General features: G+C 50.2%; 16 protein-coding genes. 6 read left to right on the top strand and 10 right to left on the bottom strand.

The features are described from left to right. Positions 1-36: 36 nt before the first annotated feature. Genes FCL45_RS00435 through FCL45_RS00420 form a run of 4 tightly spaced genes read left to right on the top strand, consistent with a single transcriptional unit; the run spans position 37 to position 5,607 of the window. On the top strand, positions 37-1,344 hold the full coding sequence (locus FCL45_RS00435) for a nickel-dependent lactate racemase family protein (protein ID WP_136795340.1): 1,308 nt from the start codon (positions 37-39) through the stop codon (positions 1,342-1,344). Further along, on the top strand, positions 1,341-3,143 hold the full coding sequence (locus FCL45_RS00430; protein WP_136795339.1) for a sensor histidine kinase: 1,803 nt from the start codon (positions 1,341-1,343) through the stop codon (positions 3,141-3,143). The genes FCL45_RS00435 and FCL45_RS00430 overlap by 4 nt, the downstream gene beginning before the upstream one ends. Positions 3,144-3,168: 25 nt before the next feature. Continuing rightward, positions 3,169-4,548, top strand: a complete 1,380-nt coding sequence (locus FCL45_RS00425; protein WP_228721414.1) for a sigma-54-dependent transcriptional regulator — start codon at positions 3,169-3,171, stop codon at positions 4,546-4,548. Between the two features lie 12 nt (positions 4,549-4,560). Further along, on the top strand, positions 4,561-5,607 hold the full coding sequence (locus FCL45_RS00420) for a TAXI family TRAP transporter solute-binding subunit (RefSeq protein WP_136795338.1): 1,047 nt from the start codon (positions 4,561-4,563) through the stop codon (positions 5,605-5,607). A gap of 115 nt (positions 5,608-5,722) precedes the next feature. Here FCL45_RS00420 and FCL45_RS00415 read toward each other — a convergent pair whose 3' ends face one another. The 5 genes from FCL45_RS00415 to dtd form a co-directional block, all read right to left on the bottom strand. Further along, positions 5,723-6,640: a DMT family transporter gene (locus FCL45_RS00415; protein WP_167495620.1), complete on the bottom strand. Its 918-nt coding sequence runs from the start codon at positions 6,638-6,640 to the stop codon at positions 5,723-5,725. Beyond that, entirely contained in the window at positions 6,627-7,232 is a 606-nt protein-coding gene (locus tag FCL45_RS00410) for a DJ-1/PfpI family protein (RefSeq protein ID WP_136795336.1), read from the bottom strand. The genes FCL45_RS00415 and FCL45_RS00410 overlap by 14 nt, the downstream gene beginning before the upstream one ends. A 120-nt stretch (positions 7,233-7,352) precedes the next feature. Further along, positions 7,353-8,369, bottom strand: coding sequence for a GlxA family transcriptional regulator (locus tag FCL45_RS00405; protein ID WP_136795335.1), 1,017 nt, complete (start codon positions 8,367-8,369; stop codon positions 7,353-7,355). Between the two features lie 266 nt (positions 8,370-8,635). Next, positions 8,636-11,554: an insulinase family protein gene (locus FCL45_RS00400; RefSeq protein ID WP_136795334.1), complete on the bottom strand. Its 2,919-nt coding sequence runs from the start codon at positions 11,552-11,554 to the stop codon at positions 8,636-8,638. Between the two features lie 60 nt (positions 11,555-11,614). Then, positions 11,615-12,064: a D-aminoacyl-tRNA deacylase gene (gene dtd / locus FCL45_RS00395; protein WP_136795333.1), complete on the bottom strand. Its 450-nt coding sequence runs from the start codon at positions 12,062-12,064 to the stop codon at positions 11,615-11,617. 471 nt (positions 12,065-12,535) lie between these two features. Here dtd and FCL45_RS00390 point away from each other — a divergent pair, with 471 nt between their 5' ends. Further along, positions 12,536-12,934 carry a roadblock/LC7 domain-containing protein gene (locus tag FCL45_RS00390; RefSeq protein WP_136795332.1) on the top strand — a complete coding sequence of 133 codons (399 nt, stop codon included), beginning with the start codon at positions 12,536-12,538 and terminating at the stop codon, positions 12,932-12,934. Positions 12,935-13,074: 140 nt separating this feature from the next. Here FCL45_RS00390 and FCL45_RS00385 read toward each other — a convergent pair whose 3' ends face one another. The 5 genes from FCL45_RS00385 to FCL45_RS00365 form a co-directional block, all read right to left on the bottom strand. Then, positions 13,075-14,295: a response regulator gene (locus FCL45_RS00385; protein WP_136795331.1), complete on the bottom strand. Its 1,221-nt coding sequence runs from the start codon at positions 14,293-14,295 to the stop codon at positions 13,075-13,077. A gap of 339 nt (positions 14,296-14,634) precedes the next feature. Beyond that, positions 14,635-15,945 (bottom strand): sigma-54-dependent transcriptional regulator, encoded by a 1,311-nt coding sequence (locus FCL45_RS00380; RefSeq protein ID WP_136795330.1) that lies wholly within the window; start codon positions 15,943-15,945, stop codon positions 14,635-14,637. Then, a complete protein-coding gene (locus tag FCL45_RS00375) occupies positions 15,945-17,630 on the bottom strand; it encodes an ATP-binding protein (RefSeq protein ID WP_136795329.1) in 1,686 nt (561 codons plus the stop codon). The genes FCL45_RS00380 and FCL45_RS00375 overlap by 1 nt, the downstream gene beginning before the upstream one ends. A gap of 390 nt (positions 17,631-18,020) precedes the next feature. Next, positions 18,021-18,458 (bottom strand): MarR family winged helix-turn-helix transcriptional regulator, encoded by a 438-nt coding sequence (locus tag FCL45_RS00370; RefSeq protein WP_136795328.1) that lies wholly within the window; start codon positions 18,456-18,458, stop codon positions 18,021-18,023. A gap of 9 nt (positions 18,459-18,467) precedes the next feature. Then, positions 18,468-19,244, bottom strand: coding sequence for a HoxN/HupN/NixA family nickel/cobalt transporter (locus FCL45_RS00365; protein ID WP_136795327.1), 777 nt, complete (start codon positions 19,242-19,244; stop codon positions 18,468-18,470). 353 nt (positions 19,245-19,597) lie between these two features. Between FCL45_RS00365 and FCL45_RS00360 the strand changes: the two genes are divergently transcribed. Next, complete coding sequence (locus FCL45_RS00360; RefSeq protein ID WP_136795326.1) at positions 19,598-20,536, top strand: helix-turn-helix transcriptional regulator; 939 nt, start codon at positions 19,598-19,600, stop codon at positions 20,534-20,536. Positions 20,537-20,539: the final 3 nt, after the last annotated feature.

Raw genomic sequence — 20,539 nt, 5'->3', positions numbered from 1 at the left:
AGTGAATTCAATGATGGCTGGCAATATGGAGGGTAAATGCAGCAGATAGAACTTCCCTACGGACAGGGATTAGATGGCGGTAAGGGATATCGCTCGCTCAACATTTCTCAGGATGCGGTTCACTACTCATTCAGGGAACCGGAATATGCGGTTGAAGAGAGTGATTTCCGAATGAGGTTACGGGATCTCGTTGAGCCGATGTTGACGCAACGGGGCAAAAATACCAATGTCGCCATTGTGGTGGCTGACAAGACACGGCTCTGCGGGTATACAACCATCCTTCCCTGGGTGGTGACTACATTGCAGGAGCTGGACGTTGATCCGGCAGAGATAACCTTTTTTATCGCCTATGGCACTCATCCGAGGCAGAGCGATGACGAGTGTCTGAAAGCCTATGGTGAAGTGTATAACAACTATCGTTTTATTCACCACGATTGTGAAAAAAGAGAACAGTTCCAGGAACTGGGGAAAACCGGCAGAGGGACACCGGTGCGGGTCCGCAAAGAACTCTGTTCTGCCGGGCTGGTACTGACTGTCGGTGCCCTGTCTCACCATTACTTTGCCGGTTACGGGGGCGGCAGAAAACTTATTTTTCCCGGGCTCGGTGAACGGGAGGCGATTTATGCCAATCATCGACTTTTCCTCGACCCAGAGCAATCAACTCTATCAGCCGGCTGCCGACCCGGAAATCTGGTGGGCAACCCCCTGGCTGATGATTTGCGCGATATGCAGTCAAGGATGCCGGACTACCATTCGATTCACGGTATTCTCGACAGCAAAGGTGAGGTGGCGAGATTCATTTTTGGTGACAGCTACCAGGATTTCCTGGCAGCCTGTGATGAGCTGGACAGCTATTATACCGTTGAACAAAAAGAACAATATCCGCTGGTAATTGCCTCTGCCGGCGGCTTTCCCAAGGATATTAATTTCATCCAGAGCCATAAGTCGATTCATAATGCGGCTCCGCTGGTTGAAGATGGTGGTACGCTGATAATGTTTGCTGAGTGCCGGGACGGGATAGGCTCCAAGACCTTTTTACCATATTTTCGGATGGGGGGCTGGAAGCAGGCCTTTACTGAACTGGTTGCGCGCTATGTCGGCAACGGTGGTACGGCCCTGGCTATGATGGAGAAGACCAGACGTATTCGTATTGCTCTGATCACCGATCTTGATGAGGAAATCTGTCGTGAGATCGGGGTAAAAAAAATATCGCCGGATCAGGCACAGCTGGTACTTGACGATCTTGATACTGATTGCAGGGTTGGTGTTGTCGCGAATAGTTCTCTTCTGGTCACGAAACAGAAAGTCGGTATCGCGGGCGGGAAGACAGTAGTTCAACCATGAGAACTGCCACTGTAAGCGGCACAGCCCACCGCAATAAGAAAGTCACATGGCTGCTGGCAGCGTCTTTTCTTGTGCTGCTTGGCGCTGCTGCCTGGGCACTGTGCCGTTATGTGGAGCAGCAGGCTATGCACGATCTACAGCGCGACGGGCGTACCAGGGCAGGGTATTACTCGCGGGTGTTGGTGGACAGCCTGGAAAAATACCGTCATCTTCCCTATGTATTGGCACGGGATGCGCGGATTCGTTCCCTGTTGAAAGGTGAGCTGGATGAGATACGGGTCAATCCGCATCTGGAAGATTTCGGCGCAGCGACAGGTTGCCTTATTTTCGTACTGGATAAGGGGGGGACCACGGTAGCAGCCAGTAACTGGCGCGGTGAATTCTCCCTGCTTGGCCAGAATTTTAACTTTCGCCCCTATTTCCTCGACGCCAGAAGGGGGGATTCCGGCGGTTATTATGCGGTTGGGCTTCGAACGAGAAAGCCAGGTTATTTCATCTCATCTCCCGTTTATGAGAACGGGGTCCTGCTTGGGGTAGTTGCAGTAAAGGTGGACCTCGGATCATTGCAGCAGAGTTGGCGGGATGGTGATGAGACGATTCTGGTGAGTGATTTTTACGGGGTTTTTATTTTATCAACCAGTGACGAATACCGTTACCGGACTATAGAGCAGCTCTCAAAACCAACCAGAAAACGGCTCATTACCAACCAGTATCTTGAAAAAGAGTTGGAAGTCCTGCCCATGGTGCGACAAAACAGCGCATTCGGCAACATCCTGGAAATCGGTCAGGACACCTATCTGGAAACATCGAATCAGCTGCCGGAATATGGTTGGAGGCTGCACTACCTGCAAAGCCTGGCACCGGTGGCGACCTTGATGCGGGCAACCCAGATCGCGGCCATTGCCGCCTCGGTTATTATTTTTCTGATGGTCCTCTACCTGAGGGAACGAAAGGCGAAACAAATTTCACTCACAAAAGCCACGGAAGCAGAGGCTGTTCGCGAGCTGAACCTGCTTTTGCAAAAGGAGGTTCAGGAGCATAAGCGGACCGAGAAGAGTCTTCGGGAAACCCAGCGGGAACTTATCCAGACAGGAAAGCTTGCTGCGCTGGGCCGGATGTCGGCCGCCGTGGCCCATGAACTCAATCAGCCGGTGACAGCAATCCGGACATTTCTGGCGAGTTGTTCTATTTTACTGGAGCGGGGAAGGCATGATGAGGTGAAGAAAAACCTGTCGTTGATCGGTTCTCTTACGGACCGGATGGCTTCAATCACAGCGCAGCTTAAAAATTTTTCCCGGAAAAATATCGGTCGAAGTGAACCGGTGGACCTGGTGGTCTGTGTAGAGAATGTACTTCAATTTCTCTCGGCTCAGTTGGCAGAAAAGAATATCGCGGTCTCCACTGAGCTGTTGCCGAAAGGCTGTGCAGTTATCCAAGGGCATCCGGTCAGGGTGGAGCAGGTGGTGATCAATCTGCTGGTGAACAGTATGGATGCACTCAAAGAGCGGGATGACGGCAGGGTTGATATTGAGATTACAGCAGGTGACGGCAAAGCCCGGTTGCAGGTTACAGATAATGGCGCAGGCATCGCGGCCGATGCTATGGAGTATCTTTTCGAGCCGTTTTTTACCACAAAGCAAGATGGCGACGGTTTAGGGCTGGGGCTGTCAATCAGCTACTCGATATTGCAGGAGCTGGGAGCAACAATTATTGCGAGCAATGGTGATGGAGGCGGAGCCTGTTTTCTGCTCAGTTTTCCTCTCGGTAATAATGCTGACATGCAGGATGCAATAATATGAGACGAGAAATTGGAGGTGTTGAAGAGTGAGTAAGGGGCTGGAAAACATCTATTTGATTGATGACGAGGAGGCGATGCGCCTTGCTATGAGTCAGTGGCTTGAACTTGCTGATTTGCACGTTGAGGCTTTCAGCGGCGGGCGCGAAGTGTTGGAGATAATCGACCGCAATTTCAACGGGGTCATCGTCAGCGACATTCGGATGCCAGATATCGACGGTATGCAACTGATGCATGAAGTGCAGAGCATTGACCGAAAGATACCGGTGGTACTGATCACTGCCCATGGTGATATTCCCATGGCGGTGGAGGCGATACGCAAAGGTGCCTACGATTTTATCGAAAAACCGTTTGAGCCGGATATCCTGCTTGAAACAGTGCGCAGGGCCAAGGAACAGCGTGCTCTGGTGCTGGAAAACCGTCTGTTGAAAAAGCGTCTTCAGCAGGATCGGGACAGCATTGAGAGTAAACTGCTCGGGACCAGCGAGGCGATGCAGTTTCTGCATCAGGAGATTCAGGAGCTTGCGCCGACCGATGCTAGCGTATTCCTTTTTGGCGAAACCGGCTCAGGCAAGGAGGTGACCGCCCGTTGCCTGCACGATGCCAGCGAGAGGGCTGACCAGGAGTTTGTGGTTATCAATTGTGGCGCAATTCCGGAAGGGCTCTTTGAAAATGAGTTGTTCGGTCACGAGCCGGGCGCTTTTACGGGGGCTGTCGGCCGTCGGATCGGCAAGTTCGAACAGGCTGATGGTGGCACGCTTTTCCTCGATGAACTCAATAACATGCCGCTGAACATGCAGGCCAAGGTGCTACGGGTGTTGCAGGAAAAGGAAATAGAACGGCTTGGCGGCACCAAAACAATACCGATAAATATCAGGGTAATCAGCGCCACCAACGTCGAGCCGGAGTCTGCCTGTGAAAAGGGACTGCTCAGAAAAGATCTCTACTATCGGCTGAATGTGGCCAGGATCACCTTGCCGCCTTTGTCTAGAAGGGGGCGGGATATTGTGTTACTCTTTGAATATTTTTCAGATCTTGCAGCTAAACGCTATAATCGGGGGATTGATCCGCTGACACCGGCCGACATAACAGCATTGATGGCCCATAGCTGGCCCGGCAATGTGCGGGAGTTGAAAAATATTGCCCAGCGTTATGTGCTTACCTCGCAACGTGGTGACAATCGTATAGCCTACCTGCTCGGAAACACGGAACCACATGGTGTGATGGAGGCTCAGCAATCATTGGCTGAACAGAGCGAGTGTTTCGAGAAATGTGTTCTTGAACAATCACTGCAGCGACATAAAGGCAATGCCACGGCGGTAATGGAAGAGTTGGACCTGCCGAGGCGTACCCTGAACCAGAAGATGGTAAAGCATGGTCTGGTAAGAACTGATTATCTGGACGATTGAGAGGGGGCGGGCATGAATCTGCAATTGTGTTTCAGTAAGGGTTGGTGGGCATGGACCTGTAGTGTGCTGTTCGCTTGTCTGCTTTTTACCGTGATCGTTCCAGGGTCAGTTCAGTCGGCGGGAGAGCGGAAATATGTGCTGGCCACAGCCAATATCGCAGGTACCTACTATCCGGTTGGTGTGGCTTTGGCAACCCTGACCAAGGTAAAGCTTGAGCCGGGGTATGGTTTATCGCTCACAGCCATCAGATCGGCAGGTTCAGCGGAAAATCTTCAACTGATGAGAAAGGGAGAGGCGCAGTTCGCTATCCTGCAGGGATTGTACGGCTCATGGGCCTGGGATGGCAAGGGTCCGTTCGTGCAACAGGGTCCGCAGAAAAACCTACGCTCGATAACCATGCTCTGGCAGAATGTTGAGCATTTTATAGTCCAGTCGGATTACGTGCAGAGCGGCACGGTTGCAGACCTTGAGCAGATAACCGGCAAAAAGATATCTCTTGGTGAGGTCCACTCAGGCAGTGCAGGGTCCAGCAGCTATATTCTTGATCGGCTTGGGTTGGAAGCGAAGGGAGATTTCGAGCTGGTCAATCTGACCTATAACGACAGTGCCGATGCAATACGAAAGGGTACGATCCAGATTATGAGTATCCCGGGAGGCCCGCCGGTTACGGCGGTGAATAAGGCCTTTTCAGCACTAGGAAAGGACATTCGGGTACTGGATTTTACGGCTGAGCAGGTGGGGCTTGTGAATAGCAGGCAGCAGTTGTGGAGTGAGTATATTATCGAAGCCAACACCTATCAGGGGCAGGACCGTCCGATAAGGACTATAGCGCAGCCGAACTTCCTGGCAGTTCGTGCAGATGTCAGCGATCAGGATGTCTATCATATCGTGAAGACAATCTATAACAATCTGGAATTTCTCTATAATATTCATCCGATCACCGAGGCGATGAAGCTTGAGCAGGCAATCACCGGTTTGCCGGTACCCCTTCACCCGGGCGCTGCCAGATACTATCGGGAGATGGGGGTGGAGATACCTGATGCGCTCATAAGCCGTTAGACTTTAATAACACAGTGCTTTTTATTGAGTTTGCCGGAACTCGATTTACAGAAAAGAACGTGCTGCAGAAGAAATTTATGGGCACTCAAGGCAATCTGCTGGAAACAACCAGCCTTTATTTGAGTGCTTTCCCCTGAGTGCCGGCTCCCCATCTGCTGTTGACCAGCAGGGCACAGGTGCATAGAGCGATAGCGCCAATTTCGAGGGGGGTGAGTTGCTCCCCTAAAAAGATGAGCCCCAGAACAGCGGCCACGGCGGGCACAAACGACCCGAACATGGAAGTGGTCATTGGGCCGAGAGAGCGAATCGCATAGGCGATTATTGCTCCGGCGATAAGCGTGATAAGGATTCCCTGGAAGGCGGCCTGGCTGGCGATGATAGAGATCGGGGTGGCAGGAAGACCGGAAGTGCTGCAGAACCAGATCGGGATTATGGTAAGAGCATTGACGATCGGTACCCAGATAACGACATCCATCAGGGTGAATCCCCAGTTTTTTACAGTTACCATGTAAAAACTGAAGGTACATGATGCGGCGGTAAACAACAGTACTGAAAGTGCTCCCTGGCCGGAATTGAGCAAGACCATATCACCCTGAATGAGCAGACTGTTACTGATGATAATTGCCGCAATGCACAACAGGGTGATGCGGCTGGCCCGTTGACCAGTCCAGGCAAAGTTGATGATCGCCCCGAAAAGAGGCAACAAGCCATTTATCAGTACGCCTGCACTGGCTGCCTTGGCGTTGCTCATGGCACCAAAGCAAAAGAGCAGGTAGACCGCGCCGGTTCCCCAGGCCATCAGGATCACACGATACCACGGTATCTTATGCCACTTATAGAAAAACCAGAGTGGGCTGGAGACAATCAGCGCGGTGATAAAGCGAATAAAGATGAGGTCCACCGGTGTCATTGCTGTCTGGGTGCCGTGGCGGGAAACCACAATCCAGCCCGCCCAGGTAAAAATGAAAAAGAGGCAAGCCAGATATGGCAGCACTGTGGGTTTTTTACTATCTGAAATTTCAGGAGATTGCATTGTTAGCCCGGGTGTTGAGTGGGTATTCCATATATTGTGCCGTTTTTCGTGCGGCGTTGGGGCCATGAAGCAACCCGACGACATAGAGTGACATATCGATTCCGGCTGAGATGCCGGCGGAGGTGATGATTTTGCCGTTATCTACGAAACGCCTCTGCGGGAAAATATCACTGTCCGGAGCCAGTTCTTCAAGCTCGGCGAGTACCTGATGATGAGTCGTTGCGCCAAGCCCGGCCAGCAGGCCGCATTTGGCGAGCACCAGGGAGCCTGAGCAGACTGAAAGCACATGTTTGCAGGATGCAGCAGTACACCGTATCCAGTCGAGAAAATCTGCATTTTCGAGCAGAGCGCGAGTTCCGGAGCCGCCTGGAATTATCAGAATTTCCGGAGCAGGGCAATTACTTAGACAATAGTCCGGCACAACTTGCAAACCGTTTTTCGCTTTAACCGGAATGGATTCCAGGCCAACGGTGTAGATATTGTAGAACTGATGCTGGTGTAATTCGTCGGTGACGGAAAATACCTCAAATGGACCTGCAAAATCAAGGACCTCAGTATCTTCAAAAAGCAGCAGGGCGATGTCTGTCTTCATCTGTATTTCCTTTAGTGATTTCAGCTTACGTATCTGGATGATCGGAGAAAAAGGGGGGTACGCCATGAACGAGTATGGCTGGCCGGCAGAGGAGCATCCCTGGATGAATAAGCCATCCAGCTATTTACCGAAGCGCTGGCGATAAAGATTGGGCAAAACATTCAACTGTCGTTTGAATGAGCGACGCATCATCTCTTCATTTGAAAATCCGCAATCAGCAGCGATGGACTTCAGCCCGTCACAGCTGTTTTCGAGCATCTTGGCAGCGTGCTCAACTCGCACCTTCTCGACAAAAACGCCGGGAGAAAATCCTGTCTCTATCTTAAATTTCCTGGAGAAGTGACGATCGCTCAGGCGTGTCAGGCTGGCGAGGTTATGAATGGAGAGATCAGCTGTGGGATTGGCCCGAATCCAGGAAATGATGTCCCCCAATACAGTCGGGCTGGCATGTTGGAGGTTGAGCGCACTGCTGAATTGGGATTGACCACCCTGACGTTTCATATAAACTACAAGTTCCTTGGCCACAGCGAGGGATACCTTACGGCCATAATCCTCTTCGACCAGGCAGAGAGCCAGGTCTATACCCGCTGTAATACCTGCAGAAGTATAGATATTCCCGTCTCTTGTATAAATGAGGTCTGGTTCTACCTGTAGTGCCGGGAATTCGTGGGCAAGCCGGGAGGAAACCTGCCAGTGGGTGGTGACGGTCTTTCCTTCAAGTAATCCGGCCTGGGCAAGCAGGAATGTTTCAGAGCATACGGAGGCGAGACGTCTGGCTATTGTTGACTGGTGCCGAATAAAAGAAAGCACAGTGTCATTTTCTCTCACTGCCTGTACACCGTTTCCACCTGGGATCAGAAAAGTATCGACCGCAGTGAAGCAAGGTGTTTCGACCGGAGATTCAAGACAGTAATTCGGAACTAATCGAAGCCCTGAGGAGAGAGTGACCGGGCCGGATTTTTCAGCAATGAGGTCGATCTTATAGGGATGATTCAGGCTTGCCGACCCGTTTGCCAGGAATTGATTGGTAAGGGAGAAAACCTCAAGCGGGCCTGTAATATCGAGGGCCTGGGCTCCATGGAAGGCGAACTGGAGAATGTGCCTGCTGGTATGGTCTTGCGTTGGATTGGACATCATCTACCCTTAATATTGGTGAGTTTGTTGTGAACTGATAGTCACAGAAAAACGAATTGTCCGCAATGACATAAAAGCAGCAGATTCGGACAGCTGTAGGTCAGTATGAAAGGGTAATTGAAAAGGGGAACGAGGTTGAGGAGCGGGAAAAGCAGTTGGGGAGACCGCCCAGTGAAGGAGTAACTGGTGGTCTCCCCAAGCTTGTTGTTCAGGGAATTATGGAGAATGTGCCAACACAACTGCCACCAAGGGGCTGTTGCTGGGCAGTCCTATAATTCGGTCAGTGCATCAAACAGATCTTTGTCAGCTTCGATTTTGGCACGGTTGCCTATAGCTCCACGATAGCTGTTGGGGATCATTCGCTCAAATGAGCCGGCAAAATGCCGCAGATCGTCAACCGTAGTGTCGAGGATTTCTGCCAATCGTCGATGTTTATAATCGGAATCAATACCACTCAGATATTCATTTCGGGCACTTGCGCCCCTGGCGGCGGCACTCTGGTGCGGGTCAAAATTCCCATAGGTGCCGATAACTAGTTGTTGGAGTACCTTGTCGGGAACGTCGAGTCCGGCGACAATTGCCGGGACGTTGTTATAGGCGTCAAACGTCTTCTTCACCTGGGGGTCACGGTAGCTCACATAGGCCAGGTTGCCGGTAATCTGGCTGAACTGGATGAAGCAACCATAGGCACCTCCCATCTGACGTACAGTATTCCAGAGGTAATCTCTTGAGAGGTAGGTCTTCAGAACTTCGAAATGCCCGTTATAGCCATTACCGGCGTCAAGAAGATTGGCTCCCTGAATGTTGTAGACGATCTCGGATGAAGTTATAAATGCCTCATGCCGGGGCAGGTCCATGGCCGGCAACTCCTGCTTGCTGACCGGCTCGTCAGACAGGCCCTCAATCAGGCAATTGCCGACTTTTTCGAACAGTTCGACCTCTTCTGGCTCCGCAGTGATGGACATCAGCAGGTTGCGTCGGTTGAAGAGGGTGTTGGCGATTGCCTGCAGGTTATCGAGAAAGTCTTCCTCTCTGCTCTCATAATTGAGTGCAAGATCTTTCAGGCTCTTATAGGCGGTGATGCCGTTGAAATACTCATTGTACTGACCGGCTTGACTGAGATGGGCAAAAACCCGGGCGGAGGCCAGGGTATAGCCCTCACTCTGGGCGGAATGCTCAGACCAGGCGAATTCCCTGCCAACGATCTCACGTATACGGGCTTTGTCTTTCAAAGAGAGATCCTGTAAAATCTCGGCCACCAGTTTCAGGGAACGTTCAAGGTAACTGGGCAGGCATTTGAGGTGGAGCCAGAATACGGGTTTAAGGTTTTGGTCCACCGGCCCGTGTGAATAGGTGCTGAGGGAGTGGGAGAAATTGCCGGTACAGGTCGCTATCTCCTTGGCAAACTGTTTGAAATCCAACCTCTCGGTACCAATTTCGGTGATGATGGTACCGAATAAGTCGATAAAAGGGAGCAACTTTACAGGCAGACAGCTGACATCGAAACCAATGTCTAAATAGCTGATATGGTTGGTTTCAAGCCTGTTCACCAGAACTTCCTGGCCGAACAGCCGGCTGGGTTCGGTCATGTGAAAATTGATATCGCTTGTGAGATCCTCGCGGCTGAGATGAGGCAAGAGGGAAAGTGTATCAATGTCGTTAGGCAGTTGTTGCTGCTCCATCACCTTGCGGGTGCGGTTGATAAGTTCCTTGCGCTCTTTTTTGGTGAGCGTCTCGGCATAAGCTTCCAGTCGCTCCTCTTCAACGGCTTTGGTTGCAGCCTGCTTGTCGGGATCCGGTATGAGGGTGACCGTGACAGTGGCCTGGTTGTCGAGCAGGTATTCTCTGATCAGCGACTCGAAATAATCGCCGCTGAGTGCTTTTTCCCTCAGTGAGCTGATCAGTTCTTCATTGACCAGGTTTTCAAAAGGATCGGTGCCATATTTCAGGGCGGTCATTGCCTTGCCGATCAGGTCAAGTCCACGCTGAGCCTTACTTGCCTCTTCGCGCAGGCTGAATTCATATTTGTTGAGTTCAGCAAGTACCAGGTCTTCATCAAGCCCCTTCTCCACCATTTCCCTCAAGGTGGTGTTGTAGAGCTCGAGGAAGCTGTCCCGATGCTCCGGTTCGCTGCCGACCAGGTAGCTGATCATAAAGGTCTTGAAACATGAGGACGAAAGGTAAAACCCACCAAAGTCCTTGCACATGCCACTTGAGGTGATGGCGTTTTTCAACGGTGAACCGTCGGAGTTAAAGAGGATGTTGGCGATGACCTGGAAGGCGGCACTCTGTTGCCGGTCGAGTACCGTAGAAACATGGGTGCCGACGGCCAGGAAGGTCTTCTCCTTGGTATCGTGAGAGTCAACAGCGTAATGATCTGTAATGAAAACCGGTCTGGTGGTCTCGTCGCCTTCCTCGATGGTGGTTCGTTTACCCTTTTCAGAGTAGGCGGAGAGGAACCTCTCCTGGAGGAAACTCAGCTCTTCTTCCAGTGGTGCATCACCATAGACAAAGAAGAAGGCGTTGGAGGGATGGTAGTGCTCTTTGTGGAAATCACAAAATTGTTCATAGCTGAGATCTGGAATATTAGCAGGATCACCGCCAGATTCATGGGCATAGGTTGAGTTCGGCATCAGGCCGCCGAAGATGTGATGAAAGATGAGCCGGATCGGGTCGGAAAATGCCCCCTTCATCTCGTTAAAGACAACACCCTGATATTCCAGTGGTGCATCCTCACTCTCCTGGTGATAGTGCCAGCCTTCCTGATCAAAGGTGGAGCGCTCAAGCAGAGGATTGAAAACAACATCGCAGTAAACGTCCATGATGTTGAAATATTCCTTAATATTCCTGGTGGCAAAAGGATAGTAGGTGACATCCGAACCGGTCATGGCGTTGAGAAATGTCATCAGTCCGCCCTTGTTGATCTCGCCAAAGACATCCTTTACCGGGTATTTCTTCGAGCCCATAAGTACTGAATGTTCAAGAATATGGGCTACACCGGTGGAATCGGTTGGTATTGTGTTGAAGGCTACGGAAAAAGTCTTGTTATTGTCACTATTTTTAATGGCCAGCAATGGGCAGCCAAGAAGGTCATGCTCAAAAAGGTACACATCGGAATGGATCTCGTCGATCCTGGCATGTTTTACAAGGGTAAAGCCTGAATAGGTATTCCTTGTCTGAAATGTCATGTGATGTCCTGTTTAGTGGTTATGGAAGGCAATTTTCCCTCCTGGATCGCAGGAATTGCGTTAAAAAGTCTTTTGTGAGTCGAGTAGCAGGGTGACAGGACCGTCATTGATCAGCTCAACCTGCATCATTGCCTGAAAGGTACCTGTACCTACTGTAATGCCGCGAGATTCTATTTCATGGACAAATTCCAGGTAGAGCGGTTCAGCAATTTCAGGAGGTGCAGCACTGGAGTAGCCTGGGCGGCGCCCTTTGCGACAATCTCCGTATAGGGTGAACTGGGAGACAATGAGCATCTCACCGCCGGTATCAGCCAGAGAACGGTTCATTTTCCCCTCATCATCTTCGAAGATGCGGAGATTGATGATTTTTTCCGCCATCCATTGGATTTCTCCGGCACCGTCCTCACGGTGAATACCAAGCAGGACAACGAGGCCCGGGCCAATTTTGCCGGTTACCTTGTTGTCTACTGTTACTTGTGCCTCTGTTGCTCTCTGGATTACTGCTCGCATGCCTCTGTCTTCATATAGTATATGATTTTACCCTTTCTAGCCAAATCGACTGCTGGCATCGGGTGATCTTTGCTGGTGTAATCGTTACGACTCGGCTCAGGCCGTGGTGCTGTTCAGTGACTGTCCATCAAGGGGATACGCTGCTGATAGGGACGGACGAATCCAGAGAATTATAAGGATGATGGGAGAGTAAGCAAGCTTTGAATGAAGCGATTGCCTGATAAAATATAACAGATCTGAGGGGGGCCTACAGCAATCCGGTCAGATAGTAGCTGGAGAGTAGTCTGAAAGACCTGGTAAGGAAACAATCTGATGTCTGCAGATATTCAGATGATTGTAACAATTACAATACCCTTGTGGAACTGAAGAGCATTCTTCAGTTCACTTCGGCTGTCATGAATGGTATAGTGCTCAGGTTATACGCACCAATTTTGATGCGCATTGCTAATTTCTGCATTTCCAGGGAAGACCATGATCAATTCAATTCAAAGCCTCATCGAGAAAATGTCCGGTGAGCTACCGGGTATTCTTGCCGCAGCGGTCGTTACCATCGAAGACGGCATGTCCATAGCCGAGGCAAGTAGCCGGGAAGATCTTGAGACTGCAGCGGCGTCCGCTTACCTTGCTTCCATTGTAAAATCGAATGCAAAGGCAATTAAGCTGCTTGCAGACGACGAAGAAGTCGATGACATTCTGGTTACCACCAGCCAGTATCACTTCATAATCCGCCATCAGCCGGGGCAACCGTTTTTTATTTTCCTGATGACCACTAAAGAGACCTGGCTTGGTAAAGCGAGGATGCTGATCAAGGAATATGAAAAATCTTTTGGCGAGTTCAAGGAGTTTTTGGAAAAGCACTACGAGGTGTAACACTCGGATACTGCTGGAGTGTATACGGAATGTCGTTGCCACGGGTGGTTTTGTCTGTCTGAATAAACTTGCATCTCACCCATTGCCGCCTGACTGTTTTATCATCAGGCGGCAATGAGTGATAGATCGGCCGCTGCTCGTTAGAGCTGAGCCACGTCGGCAATTTTGCTTGAGTGTTTCTTGATAGCGATACGAATCCAGCCAAGGTTGGTGTCCTGGTCTGCGACTATTACCAGAAAAGCTTCGGAGCCAACTGGAGCAAACATAACCGGACCATTACCATACTCGAACATAGTCATGTTCAGATCGCCCTGGCCGAGTTGATTTCCCATAGACTCGGCAGAACCAAAACCGGAGGAGGCGATAGCACCAATCATCTCCGCATCGATCCCCGGGCGGGCGAGACTATCCAGGAGGAAGCCGTCGCGACCAACCAGACATGCTGTATGAACGCCTTCGATATTGGTGAACTCTGCCAGGATCTGTTGAATATTTGTCATTTCAAATTCCTCTTCTGCTGTAGTTGGTAAGTCGTTCAATATTTGATCTGTTGCAATATCATCTTCAGGGGAAAACGACTCGTCGAATTCCGGTTCCTGGTTACTTGTACTGTCTTCCGCCTCAAATACATCAAGGTCGATATCTTCGATCTTTGGAGCTTCCGCTGCCGAGCGAAATTCTTTGGGGTCAGTTTCATCAGAGCGATTTGCGGCTTCAAGCAGCAGCCCATCAAGCCCTTTCTTGATACTCATCACCGGCGGTTCAACGCCTCGTATATTCTGCAGTGAGCCACCCTGGAAAGAAAGAATGCGAAAGAAAGCGTTCTCACCGCTCTCTGAGTCGCACATGGCGTGTACAACGTCACCATCTTTGAAGAAGATCATGCCTTCATTGTTGGCAGTGGTCACCTTGAGGGCCGCTGTTGCCCGTGAGAGGCCGTTGAACTGAACAATATCCATGAGGTCAACACCGTCCACCGTGCCCTGAAAGCCTTCCTCTGAAAACAGAGTGTCCTTGACTATCTGGCGCATGTCATTGATGTCGAATGGTTTTTCGACAAATCGCAGGGAGCCGCTCAGCATCGCCTGGCTTTCATAGGTATTGGATGGGTAGGCGGTCATAATAATAACCCCGGTCTGCGGATAGCGAGAGGAAATCTCCATCAGCAAATCGATACCGTTCATGCCCGGCATGTTTATATCGGTAATTACCAGATTTACCCCTTTATCGCTGAGAATGGAGAGCGCTTCTTCACCGGATTCAGCAGCGAGGATCTCGACATCCTCCATTCCTTTATTGAGGTTTCTCTGGAGCATCCAGAGCATGTCCGCTTCATCGTCGACGACCAGGACTCGTTTCATTGTCTACCTCATGACGTTATATGGTGCAAATAGGAGAAGTGGTCAGTTTCTGTCCACAAAAGTCCAAATTACTACACGTTGTTACCGGATAAATAGCAAGTAAGATGCCAGAGTAAGGCTCCTGGGAAAATGTTTTTTAAGTGTATGATAATGCGAGCGTGTTTGCTGGTGTGGCGGGCAGGGGCTGAATGCTGGCGGTCAAGGGAGGTGGTCAGAAACTGGTCAACTGGTCAGGAACTGACCAGTTGACCAGGGGCATAGCGGAGCCTGGCCTATTTTTCGAAATTCAGGCAGGCGAGTATAATGAGAATTTTCCAAAAGGCTGAGCCATGCGCTCTGCTAGTCGGTCAATTTATCGCGCAATGTGGTGCGGGAGATATTCAGAATACGGGCCGCTTTAGATTTGTTGTTGTTGGTGAAATCCAACACCTTTTGCACGTAGTGTCGCTCATTTTCCCTCAGCGTCAGCAGTTTTTCGGCCTGGACAGGATGGGCGGGAGTCTGCGCTGCCGTGAACCCGGCTGGGGCAAGTCTGTCATTTTTGCAAAAGATGACTTCTCGTTCAATCAGATTGCGGAGTTCCCTGATATTGCCGGGCCAATCATGGGTCAGCATTGCGTCTTTTGCAGACGGAGCGATGCTCTTTATATCCTTTTTCAGCTCTTTACAGAGACTGTGCAGGAAGAATTCAGCAAGGTGCAGAATGTCCAGGCCACGATCCCGCAGGGGAGGAAGCTCAAGTGGGATAACATTGAGGCGGTAGTAAAGATCTTCCCGGAAAACCCCCTGGTCAATCTGCTGCCTGATATCGGCGTTCGTGGCGGCGATGATCCGGACGTTTACCTCAATATCCTTGACCCCGCCGACTTTCCTGAAGATTGATTCTTCAATCAGACGCAGTAGTTTCGGTTGCAGTTCAATGGGCAGGTTGCCAATCTCGTCAAGAAAGAGTGTGCCGTTGTTCGCGACTTCCACCAACCCTTTTTTGTCGGAGGCCGCATCGGTAAAAGCACCTTTGGTGTGACCAAACAACTCGGACTCAATCAGGTTGGCAGACAGCGTGCCGCAATCGACTTTGACGAATACTCCACTTTGTCTGGCCCGGGAGCTGTGGATTGACCTGGCCACAAGTTCTTTGCCTGTACCGGTCTCGCCGGTAATGAGAACAGGCGCATCGACATCAGCGGCCAGCAGGATAGATTCTTTAACCTGTCGCATTTTCAGAGAAGAGCCGACTATGGATTCAACGCCATTTTCGGTTTCGGCCAGCAGCGCCTTTTTACCGAGTAGCCGCGATTCCATCAAACGTTTCAAGACCGATTTAAATTCAATCAGATCAAATGGTTTGGCAATATAGTCCACAGCCCCTTCCCGCAGCGCCTGGACAGCGGTCTTGGCATCGTTCAGGCCTGAAAGCATGACGATGTCCACATCGGGATTTATGGCCAGAAATTGAGGGATAAGGTCGATACCGCTACCGTCGGGCAACCCTATATCGAGGAAAACAAGCTCAATAACTGAGGAGTGCATCTGCTCGAGTGCTTCCTGCCCCGTGGAAGCTACAGAAACCCCGTAGCCTTCCTTTTTAACAGCGAGGGAGAGCGAAAATTGAAGGTCCTCGACATCATCGACAATCAGTACCGTGCTCATTATCTCACCGCCCGAATAAACATATAGAAAGTCGTCCCTTTACCCTGTTCAGATTCAAGAGTGACGACAGCATCATTTTCTCTCAGGGTTCTGTAGACTATGGACAGGCCAAGACCGGTACCGGTACTCTTGGTGGTGAAGAACGGCTCAAAAGCCTTATCGGCGATCTCAGCCGGCATCCCCTTGCCATTATCAGAGAAATTGATCAGCACATAGCGGCTGCTAGTGAGGAGACCGGGGAACTTTTTCTTATAGTGGGAGAGAGTTTTGCCAGAGACAAGGCATGCCTTGATTGTGATCGCACCGTTTTGCCGGATGGCGTCGATCGAGTTGAGCATCAGATTCAGAAACACCTGTTGCATCTGGTTCGGGTCGGCAAGGATCATCGGTAACTCTTCCGGTACATTTTCGACGAGTTCGATGGAATTCTTGAGTAGACGATTGTGGATCAGTGGTTTGGTCTCAGCCAGGATCCCGGAAAGGGAGGTTGGTCGTTTGTTGGGTTCAACCGGTCTGGCATATGAGAAAAATTCTGTCAGCAATTCGTTCAGGCGATCGACCTGGCGAATAATGCGCTGGGAACATTCGAGGTGTTGCTCATTGTCTGCGGCATCTTCTTCGATGGACTGGGCCATGATTTTAATGCCAGCCAGCGGATTGCGAACTTCGTGGGCAACGGCGGAAGCTATTTCGGCGACAGTGGAGAGCCGGTTCATTTTTTCCATTTCCCGGCGGACATAGCTCAGTTCTGTGACATCGGTGAAGGAGATGACCATCCCGACCTGGTTCCCCCGGGCATCCTTTCTTGGCGCTGTGGTATAACTGATAATTTTTTCATCACCGTTCAGAGCCTGGAGATTGAGCAGGTTTTCCTTGCTGTCGGTCTGAGTGGTGTCAATTCTGGTAAGTCTGGCTGTATGGTTGGGGCCTACCAGGCTTTTGAGACTTTTTCCTTCGATACTCTTGGCCATGGGTTGAAGTATCTGTCTGGCAACAGTGTTGCTTTTTAGAATGTTGCCGGCAAGATCAGTAACGATGAGGCCATGGTCCAGGCTCTGGATAACGGATTCGGAGAAAAGTTTCTCTTCCTGCAGGCTGATAATGGAGATCCGCAGGTCGTTGACCAGCTCCACCATCTGCTGATCCATTTTCTGGTTTTCGATAACGGTGGCAAGAATGTTGCTGACCGATTCAAGCAATTGTTCCATGCCCACACTGAGTTGATGCAGCTCCTTGACGTAAAGAACCAGAACGCCAATGGGTTGGTTGTCGCGGACAATGGGCACACTGTAGTGCCTGTAACGGGGAAATGATTTTGGCTGTCCTTTTAACAGGGGGGGCTGGTCTTTGAAAAAGAGAATATCACTTTCGCTGGCAGCCTGACCGCAGTGGCACAAACCGAATTTTACACTGTTGCAACGGGCGATCTGTTTATCCGCGAAACCGATGTGGGCTTGCAGGGAGAGTGTTTTCTCTTCAGGCTCAACAACAAAGACGCCTGCTTTGGGGGCAAGCTGGAGCTGCTCTCTGGAAATGAGATATCGCAGAATTCTCTCAAGCAACTCCTTGAACAGATATGGTTCAAGTGAGATTCGCAGAATGTCGTTTATGATCTGCTGAATCTGGTTGTCTCGGAAATATTCCGTACTGATTATTTGTTGCGTATGCTGGTTACCCTGCTCCATAATCCTCTCGTGTAGAGGCTCCTTGCGAAGACGAGTGCAATATAAAAAACTACAGCAGCCTAGGCTGTGGGATGGCCCCCCTAACGTCAAACCAAGGGGCTCCTGGATGTTCCTATGTCAGGTTAATACCCAGAAAACATACAATTTTCCATAAGGAAATGTCAATCAGCAACGGGGTGATATGTGTCAGAGTCCAGTTTGCTGCGGGAAGTTGAGTGTGTTGAGGGGGAAGGAGTGGAAGGTGGGCCGTAAGAAGAAGGAAGTGAGAAGTGAGATGTGGATCGTTAGCCTCTGCTGGGCTCCAGCCACTAACTTTTCGCAACCTATCACGTGCCGTCAAAGGCGATTGGCTGGTAATAACCTGATCAGTGGGACTGCCCACCACAGGTCTTACATCCGTGCCAGAACACGGCTGAGCAGTTTAGAGAGGGTCTCGATATCTTGAGTGTTGAGATCTGCAGAAATATCCTTGGTGAAGTCGAGGTGAAAGCGATCATGCTGTCTGAATATTCGGTGACCGCTTTCAGTGAGAGAGATAAGCCAGGAGCGTCTGTCGTGCTGGTGGGGTTTTCTGGCAACCAAGCCCTTTTTCTCAAGTTTATCGACTGTGACCGTGAGCGTTCCGGTGGTGATTCCAAGTCTCTCAGCCAATTCCTTCATCCGCATGTCCTGCCTGTGGCCAATCACCTCGATGGCATGCATCTGTGAAGGTGACAAGCCGCTGCCTTTGACGACGGAGTGTTCCCAGGAGTTGATCTTGTCATAAAGTTCGAGCAGTTGATGAGAGAGATAATCAAGCTCAGTCTGATTTTCACCGGGCACTGTCATTTAAAGACCTCAGGTTGCAAGTGACGAGTAAAGGCTGTAGCCGGAAAAGCATATGATAATTACTCCTGCCGATCTCATTATTAGCGGTTCCAGCCAGTCTTTTTGTAATGTACCAGCCATGGTGGTAATGCGAAAGATACAATAGATCACAAGTCCTACTGAAAGGGCGGTGGAAAGAGCATACGTGCCGAAAACGAGGGTCGCGGTAAATGCCGAGCCCGAGTTGAGTGCATAACCATACATTACAGCTGCGGTAGGGCAGGGGATGATCATGTTGACAAAACCTATGCTGAAAAGGCTGGCTGCCATCCATTTTTTCCTGGTCTGTTTATTCCCATTCGCTGCGTGGCCGCATGTCGGGCCATGGCTGTGATGATGTTTATGCTCGCAAGGATGGTGCTTGTGGTGATGACCTGCATGATCATGATGTTCATGCGCATGGTCGTGGTCATGGTCATGGTCGTGACTATGCAGAATGTGAGGGTCGTATAAGAGTATAAGGCCTATCAGGATGAGAATGAGAGAAGTGGATAATTCCATCCAATACGCCGCAGATGGTGGAAAAAGCATGGAAATTGAACCCAGGGTGGCGCCAAGGACAAGGCAGGCCACAGCTGTGCCGAACAGAAAAGCAGAAGTGAGTGAAAAAACTCTTTTGCCATTTTTTTCGCCGGCAACAAAAGGTGCAATGACAAGCCAGGAGTGACCGCAGGGATTGACGCCGTGGATGAGACCCAGAATGAAGCTCGATTGCAGGGCGGCCAGGTAGAGTGGTTGTAGTTCCATGATAATTTCTCAAAATTTCCTAAGTTAACAAGATAGCGCGGGTGATGTCTGAAGTGTTAGCAATAGAGCAGACACTACTTTGATAGTCAAGTAGTTTGACAGTCAAAATATCAGATAGTCGTAGAAAAAAGAGCAATGTCCTTGGGCTGAGCTTGTTTAAGCATCTGAAATTAAATTTTTGTGGAGCCTGGCTTGAGCTGTGTTGCGGGGATTTGGCGGGAAAGAGGCGTGGTGTAATTTTGGGTTTGTTTTGGTTAGTATTGGTAATATAAAGCACAAAGGATGGCAAAAAGACTGGGTCCAATGTATTCAGGCTAGGTTTTGATATGTGTGTTTAAGAATAGGGGAAGGCAATGGGAATGACTGCTGCGAATAAATTTTTAACGACCCGTGAAGTGGCCGAGTTGCTCAAGGTTAATGAGAAGATGATTTATACTCTCGTTAACGAGAAAGGGCTGCCGGCGACCAAGGTGACGGGCAAGTGGCTTTTTCCAAGAAGGCTGGTTGAGGATTGGCTTGATGCGCACATTCTCAATTTCAGCAAGGAACATGCGGGGTTTTCCTCAGAGGAGGGAATCCTGCTACTGGCCGGTAGCGATGATCCGCTCTTTCAACGCTGTCTTTCCCTGTTCCATGAGCACCGAAAAGATACCCTGGCCTTTTTCGCCAATCTTGGAAGTATGGGCGGGTTGACCAGTCTGCGTCGTGGGCTTTGCCATATAGGTGTCTGCCATCTGCTGCAGGATGACAATAAGGAATATAATTTCGAGTTTGCGGAGCAGGAGCTGGAGCGTTCCCCTGTATTTGTGAACTTCAGTCAGCGTGAGCAGGGAATTTTACTTGCTCCGGGCAATCCTAAAAATATCAAATCCATTGAAGACCTGGCACGAAATGATGTGAAGATTGTCAATCGTCACCTGGGTACAGGAACCAGACTGTTATTCGACTACGAGGTCTCCAAGTCAGATATTTCCGTAAGCGATATAACAGGTTATCACCACCTGGTTTCCAGACATCTCGATGCCGGACTTGAGGTTTTGTCTGGTAAGGCCGATGCTGCCCCGGCAATCAGAACCATTGCCGGCATGCTGGATCTTGATTTTCTCCCCTTACGTTGGGAGAGGTTCGATCTGCTGGTGAGTAGAGAGCGCTTCTTCGAAAAGGGCATTCAGGAATTTTTGACGTTGTTGCATGAAAAAGAATTTCGTAACGCCGCAGCCTCGTTGCAGGGGTACGATATTTCGCTTTGTGGAAAAATGATGTTTCCAAATAATTTTAATGAGAAGGAGTAAAGA

The organism is Desulfosediminicola ganghwensis, assembly GCF_005116675.2.
Lineage (GTDB): Bacteria > Desulfobacterota > Desulfobulbia > Desulfobulbales > Desulfocapsaceae > Desulfopila > Desulfopila ganghwensis.
This window is presented reverse-complemented; position numbering and strand designations above follow the sequence as displayed.